Here is a 19,576-nt window from a genome sequence, read left to right as displayed (position 1 = left end):
CCACGGCGACTTCCGGCTGCACATGGCGCAGCACATGCTCCTCGGCATGTACGCCCCGCTCGCCCTGGTGCTCGGCGCCCCCGTGACCCTTCTGCTGCGCACCCTGAGCGCCCGCCACGCCCGCCGCCTGACGGCGGTCCTGCACAGCCGCCCGGCCCGGCTGATCTGCAGCCCCGCCGTTGCCCTGGCGCTGTCCACGGGCGGCCTCGCGGCCTTGTACTTCACACCGCTCTACAACACCGCCATGGCCCACCCGGCCGGGCACTGGCTGCTGCACGCCCACTTCCTGCTGTCCGGCTTCCTGTTCGCCCACGTCATCGCGGGCCCCGACCCCCTCCCGGGCCGCCCCGGTGTCCGCACCCGCCTGGTGTGGCTCGGCGCCGCCATCGCCCTGCACGCCGTCGTCGCGCAGGTGATGTACGGCGGCTTCTGGGTCGACGTCCACGCGCCGATCCCCCAGGTGCAGGGCGGCGCTCAGATCATGTACTACGGCGGCGACATCGCCGAACTCCTGCTGGCCGCGGCCCTGGTGGCCACCTGGCGCCCCGAGCGCCGGGCTCCGGCCGCGGGGGGTGTCACAGGCCGGCGGTGGCCCTTCGCTGCGCCTGGTCGAACTCCGTCAGCGGGTCGCCGCCGGCCTGCCAGGGCCACGCGGTGACGACACCGCCGATGGCCTCGAAGACCGGACCCGCCTCACGTCTGCGGTCGGCGGCCATCAGCGCGTAGGCGAGGAGGTTGAGGTCGGCAAGGGCCCTGGCGTGGCGGAGGAATCCCGGTTGGGCCCAGGTGTGGGCCACGCGGTCGAGCGCCTGGGCGGCCATCGCGTGGGACCAGTGGTTGCGGGCCACCAGGGCTTCGAACCCGCCCCGGGCGAGGACGGAGTGGTACTGCATGACCTGGGCGGTGAGTTCCGTCGCCGCGCAGGGAGCGTTCGCGGGCATGCGGGCGGACAGGGCGTCCACGAACTCCAGGACCTGGATGCGCGTGCCCCCTTCCTCCGGGCTGAGGTAGCCCAGCATGCTCAGGTAGGCCTCGCGGTTCCAGCGGTCACGCGTGAGCACCTCGTTCCACACGCCGAACACCTGGGGCTGCTCCCAGCGTTGCAGGCGGGCCACCGCCAGGAGCGCCACCCAGGGCGTCGGGTCCTCCGGGGCCAGTTCGGCCGCCCGGAGACAGGTGTCGGTGGCGTCGCCCACGTCGTCCGGGCTCCCCTGCGAGCGGGCGCGCGCCACCTGCGCCCAGGCGTACAGCACGAGGGCGTCGGCGTTGTACGGCTCGCGCGCGGCCCAGGAGCGCGCCAGAGCCGATTCGGCCAGGAAGTCCGCCAGGACGCCCATGCGGTGGGTCCTGCGGTCCCAGTCGCCCGCGTCCTGGTCCAGGAGGCGGGAGATCTGCGCCACGCACAGGTCCGTCGTCGCGATCGTCCCGGTCCTGGTGGTCGCCAGCAGGGTCTTGAGCAGCCTGCCCAGGTCCTGGTCGTCGAGTTCCGGGGCGAGACGGGCCCGTCTGCGCCGACTTGAGAGAAAAGCCATGGGGGGAGGCTAGAGGCGGCTGGAATCCAGACAAGGTTTCCGCCAAGATCGTTATGGTTTACACGTATCACCTTGTGTTACCAGCCGGTACGGCACAGTGACCGTGCGGACGCTCTGCCGGCGCGGCAACGGATGCTCAGGTCGCCGACGTCGGCCGGCGTGAACGCGCCGGACCGGATGCCGCACCGCACCGGCCGCCCACGCGTGCAGCGAGCCTGCAAGGTCGGCGGCGAGGACGCGGGTGGGCTCGGCGCGCAGGGCATGGGCCCGCAGCTCCTGCCACAGCCGCCCTCGCTACCGGACGGCCGCTGCCGGTGGGCGTTCGCGCAGTGCGCCGTACCCGATGAAGTACGCGGGCAGGCGGCGTACCCACCGCGACTCGGCGAACAGGCGGACGACTCGCCGGGCCCGGTCCGCGCTGCCCAGGGGCGGCCTGCCCCGCAGGACGGGAGCGATGAAGCGGGCGTGGGCCATGCGTTGCAGCGTCTGCGTGGCGACCGTGGTGGGCAGGCGGCGGCGCTGGATGCCGCGCAGGTCGCGCGGGCGCACGGCGCCCCGGCCGAGTGGCCCGGCCAGGTGGCGGGCGGCGGCCACGGCGTCCTGCACCGCGAGGTTGATCCCGATGCCGAAGACCGGGGACATGGCGTGGGCGGCGTCGCCGATGCAGAGCAGGCCGGGGCGGTGCCAGCGGCGCAGGCGGTCCAGGCGCACGTCGAGGAGCTTGACGTCGTCCCACGAGCGCAGGGCGTGCGCACGGCCGGCGAGCCAGGGGGCGGCCGCGTCGAACTGGGCCTGGAAGCTGTCGAGTCCGGCTGCGCGGCGCCGGCTGTCGGTGCCCTTGGGGATGAGCGCGGCGCACTGCCAGTAGTCGCCGCGGTCGATCAGCGCGGTCAGGAAGCGTTCACCGGCGATGCCGACGAGTCCGCTGGGGTCGCCTTCGTGGCGTGGCACGCGGAACCACCAGGCGTCCATCGGGCAGGTATAGCCGTGCAGCCCCAGTTCCGGGCGGGAGCGGGCGAGCGATCCGCGGCCGTCGCAGGCGACGGTGAGCAGGGCGCGCAGTTCGCCGGCGCGGCCGTCGCGGGTGCGGTAGCGCACCCCGGTCACCCGCCCGGACTCGACGAGGAACGAGGTCGCCTCGGTGTTCATCCGCAGCCGGAACGACGGCTCGCGCGCGGCCTCGTCCGCCAGCAGGTCCAGCAGGTCCCACTGGGGCACCATCGCCACGTAGTTGTAGGGCTCGCGCAGCACGCCGAGGTCCCCGACCGTGACCATCGAGCGGCCGGCCCCGACCGGCAGCTGGACGGTGCGCACCCGGCGCTGCGGCAGCCGGGCGAAGCGCTCGGCCAGGCCCAGGTCGTCCAGCAGCGCCAGGGTCGAGGGGTGCACGGTGTCGCCGCGGAAGTCGCGCAGGAAGTCGCCGTGTTTCTCCAGCACGGTCACCGCGACGCCGGCCCGGGCGAGCAGCAGGGCGAGCACCATGCCCGCGGGCCCGCCGCCCACGACGCAGCAGGTGGTCTTCTCCATGGCGGTCCCGCCCCTCACGAGAGCAGTAATTCATCGAACGATGAAAATTATACCCCCACCGCTCCGGCGGTCCGCAGGTCGCGGTGGATCGGTGTCCGGGAGCCGGTCAGCGGCGCGCCGGTGCCGCCCCGCCCCGCCGCGACGATCTCCGCCGCGATCGACAGCGCGGTCTCCTCGGGCGTGCGGGCACCGAGGTCGAGGCCGATCGGGGAGCGCAGCCGGGCCAGCTCCCGCTCGCTCACGCCGTCCGCCCGCAGACGCCGGCCCCGGTCCTCGTGGGTGCGGCGCGAGCCCATCGCGCCGACGAACGCCACCGGCATGCCGAGGGCCAGCTTGAGCAGGGGCACGTCGAACTTCGCGTCGTGGTGAGCACGCACAGGACGGTGCGTGCGTCGGTTCCGGTGCGCCGCAGGTAGCGGTGCGGCCAGTAGACGACGACCTCGTCGGCGTCGGGGAAGCGGGCCCGGGTGGCGAAGACCGGGCGGGCGTCGCACACGGTCACGTGGTACCCGAGGAACTTGCCGGCCCGCGCCGGCGCCGAGGCGAAGTCCACCGCACCGAAGACGATCATGCGCGGCGGCGGCACGCTCGACTCCACCAGCAGGGTGAGGCCGCCGGGGCAGTGCGAGCCGTCGGCCGAGATCTCCACCGTGCCGGTGCGTCCGGCTGCCAGCGGGGCGCGAGCCTCGGCCGCCGCCGTACGGTCCAGGTCCACATGACCGCCGAGCGCGCCCTCGTGCGGGCCGTCGTGCCGCACCAGCAGCGCCCGGCCCAGCAGTTCGGCCGGGCCGCGGGCGACCCGGACCAGAGCCGCCGGCCGGCCCTGGGCGGCGTCCGCCACGGCCGACGCGAGGACCGGCCGGGCGGGCGCCCGGCCGGACACCGGCGTGACCAGCACCTCGATCGTGCCGCCGCAGGTCAGTCCGACGGCGAAGGCGTCCTCGTCGCTGTAGCCGAAGCGTTCCAGCACGCTCTCCCCGGTGCGCAGCGCCTCCCGGCACAGGTCGTACACCGCGCCCTCGACGCAGCCGCCGGAGACCGAGCCGATGACGGTGCCCGCACCGTCCACGGCGAGGGCGGCGCCGGGACCGCGCGGTGCGCTGCCGCCGACGGCCACCACGGTGGCGACGGCGAACTCCCGGCCAAGAAGGCCGGCGTCGGCCAGGGTACCTTCTACCGCAACTTCCCCAACCGCGAGGCACTCGTCTGGGAGATCTACCGGCACGAGATGCAGCAGGTCGCCGACAGCGCGGCCCACCTGCTCCGGACCCGGCCGCCCGAGCAGGCGCTGCGGGCCTGGATGGACGGGCTCTCGGAGTTCGCGATGGCCAAGGCCGGGCTGGCCGACGCGATCCGGCAGGCCACCGGCGCGCCGGGCGGCACGGCGAAGCCGGCCCATACGCCGGTGACCGAGGCGGCGGAGCTGCTGCTGCGCGCCAACGAGGAGGCCGGCACCATCCGGCCCGGCATCACCGCGGACGACCTCCTCCTCGCCATCGGGGGCCTGTGGCAACTCGACCCCCGCGACGACTGGCGGCCCCGCGCCACCCGCCTCCTGGACCTCGTCATGGACGGGATGCGCAGGGGGGCGCCGGGCCGGTGAGCGCCGCGCGGGGGCGTCGGCGGGCGGCACGAGCAGCCGATGTTCCGGGGCGATGCGGGGCGGAGCGGGGCGCGAACCCGTCCCTCGGCGACGCGGCACGCCTCTTCCGGGCAGGCCATCTGCGGTCCCTGCCCGGGCCGTTCACCGCCACGGGGCGCGGCGTCCCCGGCCCGTCGCCCTCGGGCATCACCGGCTCGATCCGGGGCACCCGGAGGACAGGAGCTTTCCTCGACAGGAGGCGCGTCATGATCGCCCTCGGCATCATCCTGCTCATCATCGGATTCCTCACCGGGGTATCCATCCTGTGGACCATTGGCATCATCCTGCTGGTGGTCGGCGCGATTCTGTGGATCCTGGGGTCGATGGGCCACGCGGTCGCCGGCCGGCGGCACTACTGGTGACCATCTGACTCCCCCTCCTGGTCGCCGGGGTGGAACCTCCGGGCTCGCGTCCGGGAAGCGGCGGTGCAGGTCCGCGGTGTCCCTGCACACGGCCGCGTGACGCGCGCCGGCCCCGGCGGCCTCGGCGATACTGGACGCGGGCCCGACCCGGCGCGCACGTCCGCCCGGTGGCGAAACCGTCCGCCAGGCGGGAACATGCCGCTGAGTGGAGCAATCACCGGTATGCCGTCAGCCCGCGCACGAGGCTGGAACTCCTGGCGAGGCCGTGTGACAGGAGTCCGAGTGGGAAGACCACGTCGCAGACCGGGGGTCGGCACTGCCACGCGGGCCGGGCTGCCGGCGCCTCCGCTGTGGATGCGCTGGCTGCCGGTGCTGTATGTCGCGGGCGTCCTGGTCATCGAGCCTCTCACGCCCGTGGAGTGGCCGGTGAGCTTCCTGCTGGTCGCCCTGCCGCTGGTGACCGGCTTCGCGTACGGCCCCGCCGGCGTCGCCGGCGCCACGGTGTTCGCCGTGGTCTTCGAAGGCGTGCTGGCCGGCACGCCCTGCTGCGCGGGCCGGTCGGTCGGCTACCTGTGGGACCGCCACTACATCGCCGACTACGTCTGCACCGCCCTGGTGGGGGCGCTCGGCACGATCCTCGCCGCCAACCGCATCCGGCGCGAACGCACGCTCGCCGACGTACGGTTCGTGGCCGAGATCGCGCAGCGCGTCGTCCTGCGCCCGGTTCCGCACCGGATCGGCAACCTGCTCCTGGAGAGCCTCTACCTCTCCGCCGCCGCGGAGGCACGCATCGGCGGTGACCTCTACGAGGCCGTGCCCACCAGGTACGGGATCCGGCTGCTCATCGGCGACGTCCGCGGCAAGGGGCTGCTCGCGGTGGAGACCGCCGCCACCATGATCGGCGCGTTCCGCGAGGCCGCGCACGACGAACCCGACCTGCTGGCCCTGGCCGACCGCCTGGAGCGGAGCATGAGCCGCAGAGCGCAGCAGCTCGGCGGGAACGAGACGATCGAGCGGTTCATCACCGCGGTCTTCGCCGAGATCCCCGCCGAGGGCGGGCTCGTCCGCGTCCTCAACTGCGGCCATCCGCCCCCGCTCCTCATCCGCCCCGGCGAGGTGCGCGAGCTGGACAGCGGGCGGCCGTCACCCCCGCTGAACCTGGGCATGCTGGGCGGGGAGCCGCACCATGTCGACACCTACCCCTTCCGGCCCGGCGAACAGCTGCTGCTGTACACGGACGGCGTCACGGAGACGCGGGACGCGGCCGGCACGTTCTATCCCCTGGTCGACCGCCTGCGTTCCTGGGGCTGTCCGGCCCCCCACAACCTGCTGGAACGCCTCCACGACGACCTGCTGGAGTTCAGCCCCACGGGGCTGCAGGACGACACGGCGGCGCTCGCCGTCGCCCTGGTCGCCGACGAGCCGTCAGCGCGCACCGCGCCGTCCGCGCCGTCGACGGCGGCCGGATGAGGCCGCCTCAGAACGCGGTGTGCGCGACCCAGAGGTCCAGGGTCTCGGCCCGGCCCGAGACGTCGAAGGCGGGCTCCTGGGGGGAGCGGCGCCCGTAGAGCAGCAGCAGGAGATCGGCCGCCTGCCCGTGCACGGCCACCGTGTCCCGGCCGCCCTCCGCCGCGGCGCGGTCGGCCGGCCCGAGCAGGCGGAAGCCGTCCGGATCCAGCCGCACCCGCCACTCCTCGCCCGCCGCCCCGGCCGAGCCCGTGCACCGGAACGCGACGATCTCGCCGGTGCCGCGCAGCTTCTGCACGCCCGGGGCGAAGAGGCCCGCGTGGGGCAGGTTCACGAGGAACTCGTCCACCCCGTCGGCCGCCAGCACGGGATCGATGGCGGACTCCCGGCCGACGGCCCGCTCGGCGTCCACCCGGTGCACCAAGGTCTCGAAGAGCATGCGGCGGGCCCAGAAACGGGCGTGCCGGTCCTCGCCCCAGGCCCACATCGCCGTCCCGGGATCCGTGTCCCGCAGCACGGCCGCCACGCCGGGCACGCCGGCCGCCACCCAGTCGGCGAGGTCCCGCGGGTCCTGCGGCAGGCCCAGCTCGATGTCGCGGCTGCGCGGGGGCTCCTGCACCCGCTGGGTCAGCAGGGTGCAGAACCAGCGCTGCAGCGCCCCGACGTGCCGGGTGAGGTCGGCGAGCGTCCATTCGGGGCAGGAGGGCACGGCGCTCGCGGGGTCGGCGCCCGCGACCGTTTCGGCGAAGCGCAGGGTCTCGCGTTCGACTGCCGCGCGGTAGGTGTCGTAGGGCAGGGGATGCCCCGCCGTGGTGGTCACTGCCATCGGCTGCCGCCGTTCTGTGCTCGGCCCGGATTCGGTCGTGATCAGTCTGGCCGCTGAAGTGCACTCGAAGGCAAGTCGCCGGCGTCGGTGCCCGGCGCGGCCGGCTCAGGGCAGGTCCTGTTCGGCCCAGATGACCTTTCCGTCGCCGGTGTACCGGGCGCCCCAGCGGTGCGAGAGCTGGGCGACCAGAAACAGCCCGCGGCCTCCCTCGTCCGTGCTGCGGGCGTGCCTGAGCCGCGGAGCCGTGCTGCTGCCGTCGGCGACCTCGCAGGCCAGGCGGGTGTCACGGACGAGCCGCAGCCGGATCGGCGGGGTGGCGTAGCGGATCGCGTTGGTGACGAGCTCACTGACGAGGAGTTCCGTCGTCATGGCCAGTTCCGCGAGGCCCCAGTCCGCGACCTGGCGCATGGCCAGGGCCCGGACCTCACCGACGGCGGCGGGGTCCGCCGGTACGTCCCAGGAGACGACGCGGTCGGCGCCCAGCGCGTGGGTGCGGGTCAGCAGCAGCGCGATGTCGTCGGGCTGCGGCACGGGGACGAGCTGCTGCACGGCGCGTGTGCACAGCGCGTCCAGGTCCGCCCCGTTGCGGGCGAGGATCTCCCCGAGCCGCGTCATGCCGCGCTCGAGGTCGCCTTCCCCCTCGATCAGGCCGTTGGTGTAGAGGCCGAAGAGGCTGTTCTCGGCCAGCTCGATCTCGGCGGCCTCGAAGGCCAGCCCGCCCAGCCCGAGCGGGGGCCCGGCGGGGATCTCCGGGAAGGAGGCGTGCCCGTCCGGTGCGACGACCACGGGGGGCGGGTGGCCGGCCCGGGCCATCGCGCACCGCCCGGTGACGGGGTCGTAGACGGCGTAGAGGCAGGTCGCGCCGAGGAAGGTGGCCGAGGCGCGGTCGCCATCGCCGGCGACGGCCTCCTCGTCGCTGAGCCGCAGCACCAGGTCGTCGAGGTGGGCCAGCAGCTCGTCGGGCGGCAGCTCCATGTCGGCCAGGGTCTGGACCGCGGTGCGCAGCCGGCCCATGGTCGCCGCGGCGCTGATGCCGTGGCCCACCACGTCCCCGACGACGAGGCCGACGCGCGCGCCGGACAGGGGGATCACGTCGAACCAGTCGCCGCCGACACCGCCGGTCGGGTCGGCCGGCAGGTAGCAGGAGGCCACGTCCAGCGCGGTGCCACCCGTCACGGCGGGCGGCAGCAGGCTGCGCTGCAGGGTGACCGCCGCCGTGTGCTCCCTGGTGTAACGGCGGGCGTTGTCGACGCACACCGCCGCACGTGCCACCAGCTCCCGGGCCAGCAGGACGTCGTCGGGCCCGAAGGAGACCGGGTTCGCCGTGCGGGCGAAGGTGGTGAGGCCGAGGGGGGTGTTGCGCGCCCGCATCGGCACGGCGATCAGCGAGTGCATGCCGAACTCGCGGATGCGGGCCGCGCGCAGAGGCTCCACGGAGACCCACGGGCCCTGCGACGGGTCGAGGACCGGGACGAGGAGCGGCTCGCCCTTGACGAGCATGGTCACGTCGTAGGGCGGCGGGAGGAAGCCCACTCGGTCGCCGACCTGGAACGCGGCCTCCGGGCAGCCCTCCCGCAGCGAGCGCAGGGCGGCCCGGCGCATCGCGGGCCGGGCGGGCGCCGGTCCGGCGTCGGTCAGCCACGCGCCGTGGCCCTCGGTGCTGAGCACGGGTTCCAGCAGGTCGACGGTGACGAAGTCGGCGAAGCGGGGGACGGCGAAGCCGGCCAGCTCCTCGGCCGTGCGCGCCACGTCCAGCGTGGTGCCGATGTTGGTGCCGGCCTCGTTGACCAGCGTCAGGAGCTGGCGGGCGGTCCACCGCTCGGTGACGTCCAGGACCATGTAGCAGACGCCGGTGATGGTGTTGTCGGCGTCCACGAGGGGGAAGAACGACGCCGAGTAGGCGTGTCGGCGGTGCGGGTCCGCCCAGCTCCACCCCGCGTACTCGTAGTCGGTCACCGGCACTCCGGTCGTGAGGACCTTGCTGATCAGCTTCTCCAGGGCCTCCGCCTGCAGCCCGGGCAGCAGTTCGCTCAGCCGCCGGCCCAGCCGCTGCTCCCGGGGGACCCCGCCGAGCCGTTCCAGGGTGTCGTTCAGCCACACGTACCGCAGTTCGGGGTCCATGACGGCCATGCCGATCGGCGAGCGGGTCAGGAACCCCTCGAGGACGGACTCGCCCACCGTCCACTGCTGCCGCTGTTCCCGGGCCGACACCAGGAAGCACTCCAGCTCGCCGATGCGGAAGGACGGCGAGATGCGCACCTGGATGTCGAGGCGGTGGCCGTCACGGTGCCGTGCGCGGATCAGTCCGCTCCAGCCGTTGCCGGAGCGGCAGCGCTGCGCGATGGCGCTGACGCGGGAGGGATCCTCGGGCATGGCCAGCAGGCGCGTCACCGGGCGGCCGACGACCTCCGCGGCGGGGAGGCCGAGCAGTGCTTCGGCGCTGCGGGTCCAGCCGACCACGACGCCGTCCTTGGATATCACCGCGACCGCGTCGGAGGACGCGTCCAGGAGTTGCCCCGATCCCCTGGACGAGGAAGCGGCCATGTGCTTTCCAGCAGGTTCCATCAGCTCCACCCTTACACCACTATTGTCCCGTTCGGCCGTTCGAGCCGCTCGGGCACCGCGGGACCGGCACGGTGCGGTTGGGGCACGCGGAGTGCCGGGGGCAGCATGGAAGGACCGGTCGGTGGCACTCCGTCGCACGACCGGACCGGCCGGCCGACCGGCCGGTGGAGGTGGATCCGGGATGGCAGTGGAATCCTTCGAAGCCGACCACGACGGGCAGGGGCCCGAACTGCCCCGGTCGACCGGACTGCTGGACATGCTGAGCGTGGCCGCCGTGGCGCTCGACACCAGCGGGCGCGTCGTCTTCTGGACGCCCCAGGCCGAGGATCTCTTCGGCTACTCCGCGCAGGAGGCCCTCGGCAGGCACGCGGCGCGCCTGCTCGTCCACCCCGACCACTTCCAGGCCGTGACCAGCCTGTTCGCGGAGGTGCTGGAGACCGGCCGGGGCTGGGCCGGGGCGTTTCCCGTGCGGCACAAGGACGGCAGCAGCCGGCTGACGGAGTTCCGCACCATGCGGCTGCTGGACGACGTCGGGGACGTGTACGCCCTGGGCATCGCGGCCGACCACTCCCTGCTCCAGCGCGTCGAGACCGACCTGGCCCTGTGCGAGCAGCTGATCAACCAGTCCCCCATCGGGCTGGCCCTGCTCGACCCGGAGCTGCGGTTCCGGCTGGTCAACCCGGCGCTGGAGCGCATCGACGGCATCCCGGCCGAGGACCACATCGGCCGCCATCTGCGCGAGACCCTGCCCTTCTCCGACGTCGGTACCGTGGAGGCCGCGCTGCGCCAGGTGCTCACCACCGGGACCCCGCTGCTGGACCAGTTCCACGTGGGCCATTCGGCGGCCGACCCCGACCGCGAGCGCGCCTGGTCGCTCTCGTTCTACCGCCTGCAGGATCCCGGCGGCCGGGTCCTGGGCGCGGCCGCCTCCGTCGTGGACGTCACCGAGCGGCACTCCGCGGCCGGCGAGGCCGACCGGGCACGGCGGCGCCTGGCCCTGATCGCCGAGGCCTCCACGCGGGTGGGCACCACGCTGGACGTGGAGCAGACCGCGAGCGAGCTGGCGGAGATCGCCGCGCCGGCGCTGGCCGACGTGGTCGCCGTGGACATCCTCGACTCCGCCCTGGCCTGCCGTCGTATGACCCGGCCCGACAACGGCCCGGAGCAGTTCCGGGCTCTGGCGCTGAAGGCCGCCCAGCCCACCGTGGCCGTGCGCGCCGCCGACCCGCCCGGCGATCTCGCCACGTACGACGGCGACCGCCTGGTCACCCTGTGCGTCCACACCGGCCGGCCGGTGCTGGTCCGGCACGTCGGCCCCCGCGATCTGCCCCGGATCGCCCGGGACACCCAGGCGGGTGCCCTGCTGGCCCGCGCGGGCTTCCACTCCTATCTCGCCGTGCCGCTGATCGCCCACGGCGAGGTGCTCGGCGCCCTCGATCTCAAGCGCACGGACAATCCGGCGCCGTTCGACGAGGACGACGTCGTACTGGCCGCCGAGCTGGCCGGCCGGGCGGCCGTGGCCATCGACAACGCCCGCTGGTTCCAGAGCGTCCGCAACACCGCCCTCACCCTGCAGCGCAGCCTGCTGCCGGAGCACTCGACGCACCACCCGGGTCTCGAGGTGGCCTCCCGCTATCAGCCCGCGCAGGCCACCAGCGAGGTCGGCGGCGACTGGTACGACGTGCTGCCCCTGGACGACGACAAGACCGCCCTGGTGGTGGGCGACGTGATGGGCAACGGCATCGACGCCGCCGCCACCATGGGCCGGCTGCGCACCGCCACGTGCGCCTACGCCGATCTCGACCTGGCTCCCGCCGAGGTGCTGGAGCACCTGGACCGGGTCACCTGCGGCCTGGAGCACTACATCGTGACCTGCCTGTACACGGTGTACGACCCGCACACCCGGCGGTGCAGCATCGCCAACGCCGGGCACATGCCGCCCGCCCTGGCGCGCCCCGGAGAGCCGCCCGCGCTGCTCGATCTGCCCACCGCGGCGCCGCTGGGCGTCGGCGGCATCGGATTCGGGGCCAGCACGGTCGAACTGCGCCCCGGGGACCTGCTGGTCCTGTACACCGACGGCCTGGTCGAGACCCGTCACCACCCCATCGACGACCGGCTGAACGTCCTGCTGGGCTTCCTCGACGAGCCCGCGCGGCCGCTGGAGGAGACCTGCGACGTCCTGCTGCACGGCCTGCGCCACCCCGACGACCACGACGACGTGGCGCTGCTCGTCGCACGCGCCCTGTAGGCGGACACCGCCTTTTCAGTCCCTCCACAACCGGGCATTGTTGTGGACATGATGATCCGGTCCGCCACCCGCCGCCTGGCCGTCGCCGTCACGGGCCTGCTGCTCGTCGCCACCACGGCCGTCCGGGCGTCCGCCGCCCCGCCGTCCGCCCCGCCCACCCCGCCGCCCGCCGGGGCCACGGAGCCGGCGGACTGGTCCCCGCCCCTTTCGACCCGGGGCCGCTACGTCGTCGACGCCCAGGGCGACCGCTTCCGCCTGAAGGGTGCCAACTGGGACGGCGCGCAGGGCTCATGGACCGGCAGCGGCAGCGTCACCGATCCCGCCAACCACCACGCCGGCCAGGACTCCCACGGCATCCCGCTCGGCCTCGACCGCACACCGCTGCCCCGACTGCTCGCCGATTTCCACGAGTTGGGGATCAACACCATCCGGCTGCCGTTCTCCAACGAGATGATCCACAGCACGACGCCGGTGCCCGACAGCGCCGTGGCGGCCAACCCCGATCTGCGCGGCAGGACACCACTGCAGGTCTACGACGCGGTGGTCGCGGCGCTCAGCGCGAGCGGGTTCGCGGTCGTCCTCAACAACCACACCAACACCTCCCGCTGGTGCTGCGGCCTCGACGGCAACGAGCGGTGGAACAGCAGGCAGTCCACCCGGCAGTGGGCGGACGACTGGGTGTTCATGGCCCGCCGCTACGCCTCCGTGCCGCGTGTGGTCGGCGCCGACCTGTACAACGAGGTCCGCCGCGACCTGACGGACGACCCCAACTGGGGCCTGGGAGACGACCACGACTGGTACGCCGCCGCGCAGCTCGCGGCCGACCGCATCCTCACCGAGGCGAACCCGCGCCTGCTCATCGTCATCGAGGGCATCAACTGGACCGGGCTGCCCGTGGACGGCCTCCCGCACGGCCGGCCGGTGCTCACCCCCGCCCGCACGCTCTCGCACACCCTGGTCGACGCCCACAAGCTGGTCTACTCGGCGCACTTCTACGGCTACACCGGCCCGCACCACAGCGGAGCCACCGGTCTGGGCGAGACCCACGACGCCCGCTACCAGGACCTGACGCGCGAGGAGCTGGCCGCGGCCCTGGACGACGAGGCGTTCTTCGTGGAGGAGACCGGCCGGCACTACACCGCACCCGTCTGGGTCAGCGAGTTCGGCATCGGGGCCGGCGAGACCAACCAGGCGGCGCGCGGCTGGTTCGGCACCATCACCGACTATCTCGCCGACCACGACGCCGACTTCGCGTTCTGGCCGCTGGTGGGCTTCGAGGGGCACGACGACTGGGCACTGCTGCGCTACGACGCCGCCGGTCACCGCTCCGGCATCCTCGACCCCGGCGACTGGCGCGGCGCGGCCTGGCGGCACCTGATGACCACACCGGGGAAGACGGGTCCCGTGGAGTCCGTGCCCACCTGGCGCATGCTCGGCACCGACCACGGTGACACGGTGGAGTCCCTGCGCGTACGGAGCACCGGGGACTGGGACCCGGGGGCGTACAAGGCCGCTTGCCCCGACGGGCTGCGGCTCGCCGGCCTCAGCCACACCGGCGGCCGCGGCCTGTGCACCGACGCCGGCGCGCCGGACCTGAGCTCCTCCGACGGGGCCCCGGCGGTCGTCAAGGACGAGCGCTACGTCCCCGCCGGCGGCGACTGGGCGTCCGGGTACACCAAGTTCCAGTGCCCCGCCGGGGACTTCCTCCTCGGCTACAGCGAGCGCGGCGCGCGCGTCTCGGCGGCCCTGTGCGTGCCGGCACGCGGCGCACTGTCCGGAACCGGGCGGACCGTCTGGTTCGACCGGTCCGACAACCGCCCCGCCGACGCGCCCGGCGCCGACTTCGCCCACGGCGCCTACAAGGGTCAGTGCGACACCGGCGAGTACGCCGCCGGCATCGCCTTCACCACACGCCTCGGCAGCAGCCCCGGACCGGCGGCCCTGTTGTGCCGCGCACTGCCCGGCCCGAGCCGGCAGCCCGGAGTCCGGCGTCCCGAGCGGCCCGCCTCCACAGTCCGGTAACGATCGCGCTGCGAATGCCCCACAGCTACATGGAACATACATACGATCCGATGCATGAACAGAGCTGCGAAGATCGGCCTCGCCGGTACATGCACCGCGCTGCTCGTCATGGGGGGAATCGGCGCCTTCAACCTCATGCACGCGCTCACGTCCGACGGGACGGACGACAGCCGGACCACGGCGGCGCGCGGTTTCGACCCGTCGTCGGTGTCGAGTGAGCCACCGTCCGACGCCGAGGCGGTCAAGCTCACCCGGGCGTTCCTGGACCACTGGTCCGGACAGCACCTCGACGTCGCGGCCGCGGACACCGACGCGGCGGACACCGCCGCCCAGGCCCTCAAGGGGTACCAGGACGGGCTGCACCTGAAGAAGCTGACGTTCGGCGACGTCCGGTCGGCGGGCCCGTCGACCGTGACGGCCGGGGCCACCAAGGTGAGCTTCACCGTCACCGCCGACGTGACGGGGGGCACCTGGAGCTATACGAGCGCGGTCGCCGTACGGAAGAGCACGAACGGCCGGTCGGCGGTGCACTGGAACAACTCGGTGCTCTACCCGGGCCTGGGGGACGACCAGTCACTGACCGCGGGCAGGCTTCCGGCCGGCGCGACCGCGGCGAAGGTCGTGGCGAGCGACGGCAGGACGGATCTGTCGACCTTCGCCTCCCTGCGCGACATCGCGGCGACGATCCGGCAGCACGCCAAGCCGGCCGGGGGCACTCCCGGCAGCGGCGTGGCCGTCGTCGACGGCGAGGGCGCGGGCGTCAAGACGCTGAAGGTCTTCAAGAAGGGGCGCGCGCCGGTCATCAGAACCACCATCGACGCCCGGCTCCAGGCCGTGGCGGAGAGCGCGGTGAAGGATGCTCATCTGCAGGGCAAGCCCGCGGGGTCCGTGGCCCTCGACTGGAGCAACGGCCACATCCTCTCCATCGCGCACACCGGCGCGGACGGGGACATCGCCATCAACGGCATCAAGTCACCGGGCTCCACGATGAAGATCATCACGTCGGCGGCCCTCTTCGACCGGGCGGGCCTCACCGCGAGCAGCCCCGCGCCGTGCAGCGACTCGCTGATGGCCAACAGCCAGCTGTTCCACAACGACCCGGGGGTCAGGGCCAACCCGCGGTCCACCCTCGCGCAGGCGTTCACCGTGTCGTGCAACACCTCCTTCATCAAGGACGGGTTCCACTACCTCGTGCACGACGGGGACGCCTCCGCCCTGCACGACGAGGCCGTGAACGTCTTCGGCATGGGCAGCTGGTCCATCGGCGGCGGCGTCGCCACCACCGACCCCAGCATTCCGCCGGACGCGCAGGGCGGTGACCAGGCGGCCCAGTTCATCGGCCAGGGCAAGGTGACGGCCACACCGCTGTTCATGGCGTCCGTGGCGGCGACCGTGCGCAACGCCGGCTTCGAGCAGCCCGTCATCCTGCCGGGCCAGCACCAGGACACCGCACCGCAGCGCATCTCCGCCCGCACCGCGGGATACCTGCAGTCGATGATGCGCGGCGTCGCCACCGGCGGCACCGCGGCTCCACGGCTGGGCGGCCTCGTCGGCGTCGGCGCCAAGACGGGCACGGCCGAGGAGGGGGACCACACCAACGGCTGGCTGACCGCGTACAACTCCCGTATCGCGGTCGCGGCCCTCGTCGAGGGCGGCCGCTCCGGCGTGGACTCCGCCGGCTACGTCGTACGCCGGCTGCTGACCGGCAACTGACGTCCGCACGTCCGGCCCGGCGCGCGGTGGCCGGGCCGGACGTGCATGCCGGACTCCTCGACGCGGGGGATCGATTCCTTTCCGCGGCAGCCGAGTTGGCGTGCTGAGCGGTCGCGGCGGAACGTACGCACCCTGATGCCCGTCGTCAGATTTGTGCCCTTCGGCTCACGAAAAGCTCGGCAGATGTGGGGACTTGTCGGATGGCCGATCCCGGTCGGTGCGGGAGCACGGCTCATTGACAGCAGGGGGAGACGGGGCCAACGTTCCCGGGCGTACGGCCTGTTGACCCGCACCAGCGTTGTCGGAGCCTCGCGAATCCGCCTCTTCCGCCTCGATCAGCCTGCCTGACCGAAGGGACAAGGTCACCATGGCGCGACTGACAGGACCCCTCGCACGACCTCTCTCCCTGCTGACCGCCGGTGCCCTGAGCGTGGCCCTCGGCGCCGTTCCGGCCCGCGCCGCGACGACCGCGCCCGCGCCCGCGCCCGTGACGGATCCGGCCGCCCTCGTCGACCCGTTCATCGGGACCGCGAACGCGGCCGACGACTTCCCCGGGGCCGACACCCCGTTCGGGATGGTCCAGTGGAGCCCCGACACGCCGCACCGGCCCTACGGCGGCGGTTACGCCTACGGCGACTCCTCCATCACCGGCTTCAGCCTGACCCACATCGCCGGGCCGGGCTGCCGCGCCGCAGGCGACATCCCGGTGCTGCCGACCGTCGGAGCGCTCGACACCGGCGCCACGGCCGGGTTCTCGCACGCCCACGAGGCCGCCTCCGCGGGGTCGTACACGGTGTCCCTGGACAACGGAGTCAGGACGGAGCTGACCGCGACGACACGCAGCGGGATGGCGCGGTTCACCTTTCCCGCCACCGGCCGGGCGAACCTGCTGTTCAAACTGACCGGCAGCCAGGCCGGCGACTCCGCGACCCGGTTCACCGTGGTGAACGACCACGAGGTCAGCGGCCAGGTCACCAGCGGCAACTTCTGCGGCACCCACAACGCCTACACCGTCCACTTCGACATGCTCTTCGACCGGCCGTTCGAGCACGCCGGCACGGTAGCGGCCACCGCCGCCGTCCCCTCCACTCCCCCGGCCGCCGCCTCGCCCAACGCCCCGGAGGCGCCCGACAAGCCGGTGCCGCACGGGACCCTCCCCCGTACCGGGCACGCCTTCACACCACGGGCGACCGGGAGCGACGGCTACGTCACCTTCGACACCACCGGCCGCCGGGCCGTCCAGGCCAAGGTCGGCCTGTCCTACGTGTCGGTCGCCGACGCGGTGGGCAACCGCCGGGCGGAGAACCCCGGCTGGGACATCGGCCGCGTGCGCGGCGCCGCGCACCGCAGCTGGACCTCCCTGCTCGGCCGGGTACGGATCGCCGGCGGCACCCGCAGCCGGCAGACCGTCTTCTACACGGCGCTCTACCACGCGCTGCTGCATCCGAACGTCATCAGCGACAGCAACCGCCGCTACCCCGGCTTCGACGGCACCACGCACACGGTCGACAAAGGCCACCGCGCCGCCTACGCCAACTACTCGGGCTGGGACGTCTACCGCTCACAGGCCCAGCTCGAGGCGCTCCTGGCGCCGCAGGTCGCCTCCGACACCGCCCAGTCGATGGTCGACGCCCACCGCCAGACCGGCCGCTTCCCCAAGTGGTCCGAGAACAACGGCGAGACCTACGTCATGGTCGGCGACCCGGCGGACGAGATCCTCGCCGACTACTACGCCTTCGGCGCCCGGCACTTCGACACGGCCACCGCGCTGCGGGCCATGGTCGCCGAGGCCACCGCCCCGAACAACGACCGGCCGGGGCTGAACCACCTGGAGCAGCTCGGCTGGCTTCCCCGCAACGGCACCTACGGCTGCTGCAACTACTACGGACCGGTCTCCACCACGCTCGAGTACGACTCGGCCGACTTCGCCGTCTCCGCCCTCGCCGGGGCCCTCGGCGACCGTGCCGATCAGCGCACGTTCGTCGACCGCGCACAGAACTGGCGCAATCTCTTCCACTTCGGCAGCGGCTTCGTCCAGCCGCGTGACGCCTCGGGCACCTGGACGGCCGGGTTCTCGCCGACCTCGGGCCGGTACTTCGTCGAGGGCGACTCCTGGCAGTACACCCCGATGGTGCCGTTCAACCTGCACGGACTGGCCACCGCCATCGGCGGCGACGCGGCCCTGGCCGCCTTCCTCGACACCGATCTGTCCTCGCTGACCGGCGCCGGCGGCCACGCGAACCTGGGCAACGAGCCCAGCCTGAACATCCCCTGGGAGTACGACTACATCGGCCTCCCGTACCGGACCCAGCAGGTCGTCCGCCGGATCCAGGACCAGATCTGGACCGACGGACCCGCGGGGCTGGCCGGCAACGACGACCTGGGCGAGATGAGCTCGTGGTTCGTGTGGTCCGCGCTCGGCATGTATCCCGAGACCCCCGGCACCGCGGACCTGGCCCTGGGCAGCCCGCTCTTCCCCCGTGCGGTCGTCACCCTCCCCTCCGGGCACACCCTCACGATCGACGGCCTCGGCGCCGCGGACGACGCGCCGTACGTCCGGTCGGCCACGTGGCACGGCACGCCCTGGAACAGGGCCTACGCCCCCGCCGGCGCGCTCACCGGCGGAGGGACGCTCACCTTCGTCCTCGACACCTCGCCCCATCGCTCGTGGGCATCCGCCGCGTCGGCCGCCCCGCCGTCCTACCCCGGGGCGCCGGCCTGCACCGACGTGGGCACGTCCAGCGACTCCGCGGCGTCCTCGGCCGACTTCGACGGCGCCGGCCACAGCTACTCCGCGCAGGCCCTGGCCGGCGCGGGCGTCACCCCCGGCGCGCGGATCACCGCGGCCGGCACGGCGTTCACCTGGCCCCGCGTCGCGCCCGCGCATGCCGACAACTACGAGGCGAACGGCCAGACGGTGCGGGTGTCCGGCTCGGGGTCCCTGTCCTTCCTGGGAGCGGCGAACAACGGCCCGTCCTCGGGCACGGCGCAGGTCACCTACACCGACGGCACGGCCCAGGAGGTCCCCGTCCGCTTCTCCGACTGGACGCTCAACGCCGGCCGCTCCATCCCGCTCGCCGACAACACGGTCGCGGTGACCACCGCCTACCGCAACCACTCCGGCACCGCCCGCGACGTCGTCACGACGTACGTCTTCGCCACCGCGCCGGTGCCGCTGGGCGCGGGCAAGAAGGTCGCAAGCGTCCGTCTGCCGTCCGACGTCGACCGCGGAGGCCTGCACGTGTTCGCGCTCGGCTTCGGCCCCGGCCCGACGTCCTGACGTCCGGGTGCGCATGAGGTGTCCGGGGAATCTGCGCAGGAGTCCCACACAGGCTGCACACAGGCTTTCGATCGTCCCGTTAGCGTGACTGGCCGCTCGATCCTCGTGCGAGCGTGACCAGGCCGCGGCCCGCCAGGGGCCGACGGCGCAGTCGACCCAGGAAGACCGGAAGAAGCAGATGGACTACTGCTCCGCGTGCCGTCGGTACCTCAACGGCGCCTTGGTGTGCCCCGGATGCGGCGCCTACGCCCCGGACATCGCACCGCCCGGCAGCCTGGGGCACACGGGTCCCCGCCCGGAGCCGACGGCCGCCACGGCCGGCTGGGAGTCCGTCACCCCGGCCCCGTGGCCGGACCGGCCGACGCCCGCCGCGGCACGGCTGCGGCCCGCGC

11 protein-coding genes and 3 pseudogenes are annotated in these 19,576 nt (G+C 73.5%); 9 read left to right on the top strand and 5 right to left on the bottom strand.

Going from position 1 to position 19,576, the window contains the following annotated elements; all coding sequences use genetic code 11:
- Window positions 1–658: cytochrome c oxidase assembly protein (locus tag ACLU3S_RS27055; protein ID WP_413954562.1), on the top strand; the 658-nt coding region annotated here is incomplete at its 5' end.
- On the opposite strand, the gene ACLU3S_RS27050 is transcribed toward ACLU3S_RS27055, so the two are convergent.
- The 3 genes and pseudogenes from ACLU3S_RS27050 to ACLU3S_RS27040 all read right to left on the bottom strand — a co-directional run bounded on the left by ACLU3S_RS27050 (window position 576) and on the right by ACLU3S_RS27040 (window position 4,176).
- Complete coding sequence (locus ACLU3S_RS27050) at window positions 576–1,532, bottom strand: hypothetical protein (protein WP_413954561.1); 957 nt, start codon at window positions 1,530–1,532, stop codon at window positions 576–578. The two genes, ACLU3S_RS27055 and ACLU3S_RS27050, sit on opposite strands and share 83 nt — an antisense overlap.
- A gap of 294 nt (window positions 1,533–1,826) precedes the next feature.
- Complete coding sequence (locus ACLU3S_RS27045) at window positions 1,827–3,059, bottom strand: FAD-dependent oxidoreductase (protein WP_413954560.1); 1,233 nt, start codon at window positions 3,057–3,059, stop codon at window positions 1,827–1,829.
- Window positions 3,060–3,106: 47 nt separating this feature from the next.
- Window positions 3,107–4,176, bottom strand: a pseudogene (locus tag ACLU3S_RS27040) (XdhC family protein).
- Between the two features lie 24 nt (window positions 4,177–4,200).
- On the opposite strand from ACLU3S_RS27040, the pseudogene ACLU3S_RS27035 reads away from it, so the two are divergent.
- The 3 genes and pseudogenes from ACLU3S_RS27035 to ACLU3S_RS27025 all read left to right on the top strand — a co-directional run.
- Window positions 4,201–4,662 (top strand): annotated as a pseudogene (locus ACLU3S_RS27035) (TetR/AcrR family transcriptional regulator); the annotation flags it as partial.
- A 245-nt stretch (window positions 4,663–4,907) separates the two neighbouring features.
- Window positions 4,908–5,063, top strand: a complete 156-nt coding sequence (locus tag ACLU3S_RS27030; RefSeq protein ID WP_413954559.1) for a DUF6131 family protein — start codon at window positions 4,908–4,910, stop codon at window positions 5,061–5,063.
- A 282-nt stretch (window positions 5,064–5,345) separates the two neighbouring features.
- Window positions 5,346–6,533, top strand: coding sequence for a PP2C family protein-serine/threonine phosphatase (locus ACLU3S_RS27025; protein ID WP_413954558.1), 1,188 nt, complete (start codon window positions 5,346–5,348; stop codon window positions 6,531–6,533).
- Window positions 6,534–6,540: 7 nt separating this feature from the next.
- On the opposite strand, the gene ACLU3S_RS27020 is transcribed toward ACLU3S_RS27025, so the two are convergent.
- Together ACLU3S_RS27020 and ACLU3S_RS27015 are read right to left on the bottom strand one after the other, a co-directional pair.
- Complete coding sequence (locus ACLU3S_RS27020; protein ID WP_413954557.1) at window positions 6,541–7,356, bottom strand: maleylpyruvate isomerase family mycothiol-dependent enzyme; 816 nt, start codon at window positions 7,354–7,356, stop codon at window positions 6,541–6,543.
- A 105-nt stretch (window positions 7,357–7,461) separates the two neighbouring features.
- A complete protein-coding gene (locus tag ACLU3S_RS27015; RefSeq protein ID WP_413954563.1) occupies window positions 7,462–9,900 on the bottom strand; it encodes a SpoIIE family protein phosphatase in 2,439 nt (812 codons plus the stop codon).
- 202 nt (window positions 9,901–10,102) lie between these two features.
- Between ACLU3S_RS27015 and ACLU3S_RS27010 the strand changes: the two genes are divergently transcribed.
- The 5 genes and pseudogenes from ACLU3S_RS27010 to ACLU3S_RS26990 all read left to right on the top strand — a co-directional run.
- The gene (locus ACLU3S_RS27010; protein ID WP_413954556.1) at window positions 10,103–12,169 is read left to right on the top strand and encodes a SpoIIE family protein phosphatase; all 2,067 of its coding nucleotides are present in this window, start codon (window positions 10,103–10,105) and stop codon (window positions 12,167–12,169) included.
- Between the two features lie 48 nt (window positions 12,170–12,217).
- Window positions 12,218–14,191, top strand: a complete 1,974-nt coding sequence (locus ACLU3S_RS27005; protein ID WP_413954555.1) for a glycoside hydrolase family 5 protein — start codon at window positions 12,218–12,220, stop codon at window positions 14,189–14,191.
- A gap of 54 nt (window positions 14,192–14,245) precedes the next feature.
- Entirely contained in the window at window positions 14,246–15,904 is a 1,659-nt protein-coding gene (locus ACLU3S_RS27000) for a penicillin-binding transpeptidase domain-containing protein (protein WP_413954554.1), read from the top strand.
- 367 nt (window positions 15,905–16,271) lie between these two features.
- A complete protein-coding gene (locus ACLU3S_RS26995) occupies window positions 16,272–19,184 on the top strand; it encodes a lectin (RefSeq protein ID WP_413954553.1) in 2,913 nt (970 codons plus the stop codon).
- Window positions 19,185–19,362: 178 nt separating this feature from the next.
- A pseudogene (locus tag ACLU3S_RS26990) lies at window positions 19,363–19,576 on the top strand (hypothetical protein); the annotation flags it as partial.

It is taken from the genome of Streptomyces sp. AF1A (genome assembly GCF_047340315.1).
Lineage (GTDB): Bacteria > Actinomycetota > Actinomycetes > Streptomycetales > Streptomycetaceae > Streptomyces.
Note: the sequence above shows the minus strand (reverse complement) of the source record. Positions and strands in the feature narration are given on the sequence as shown.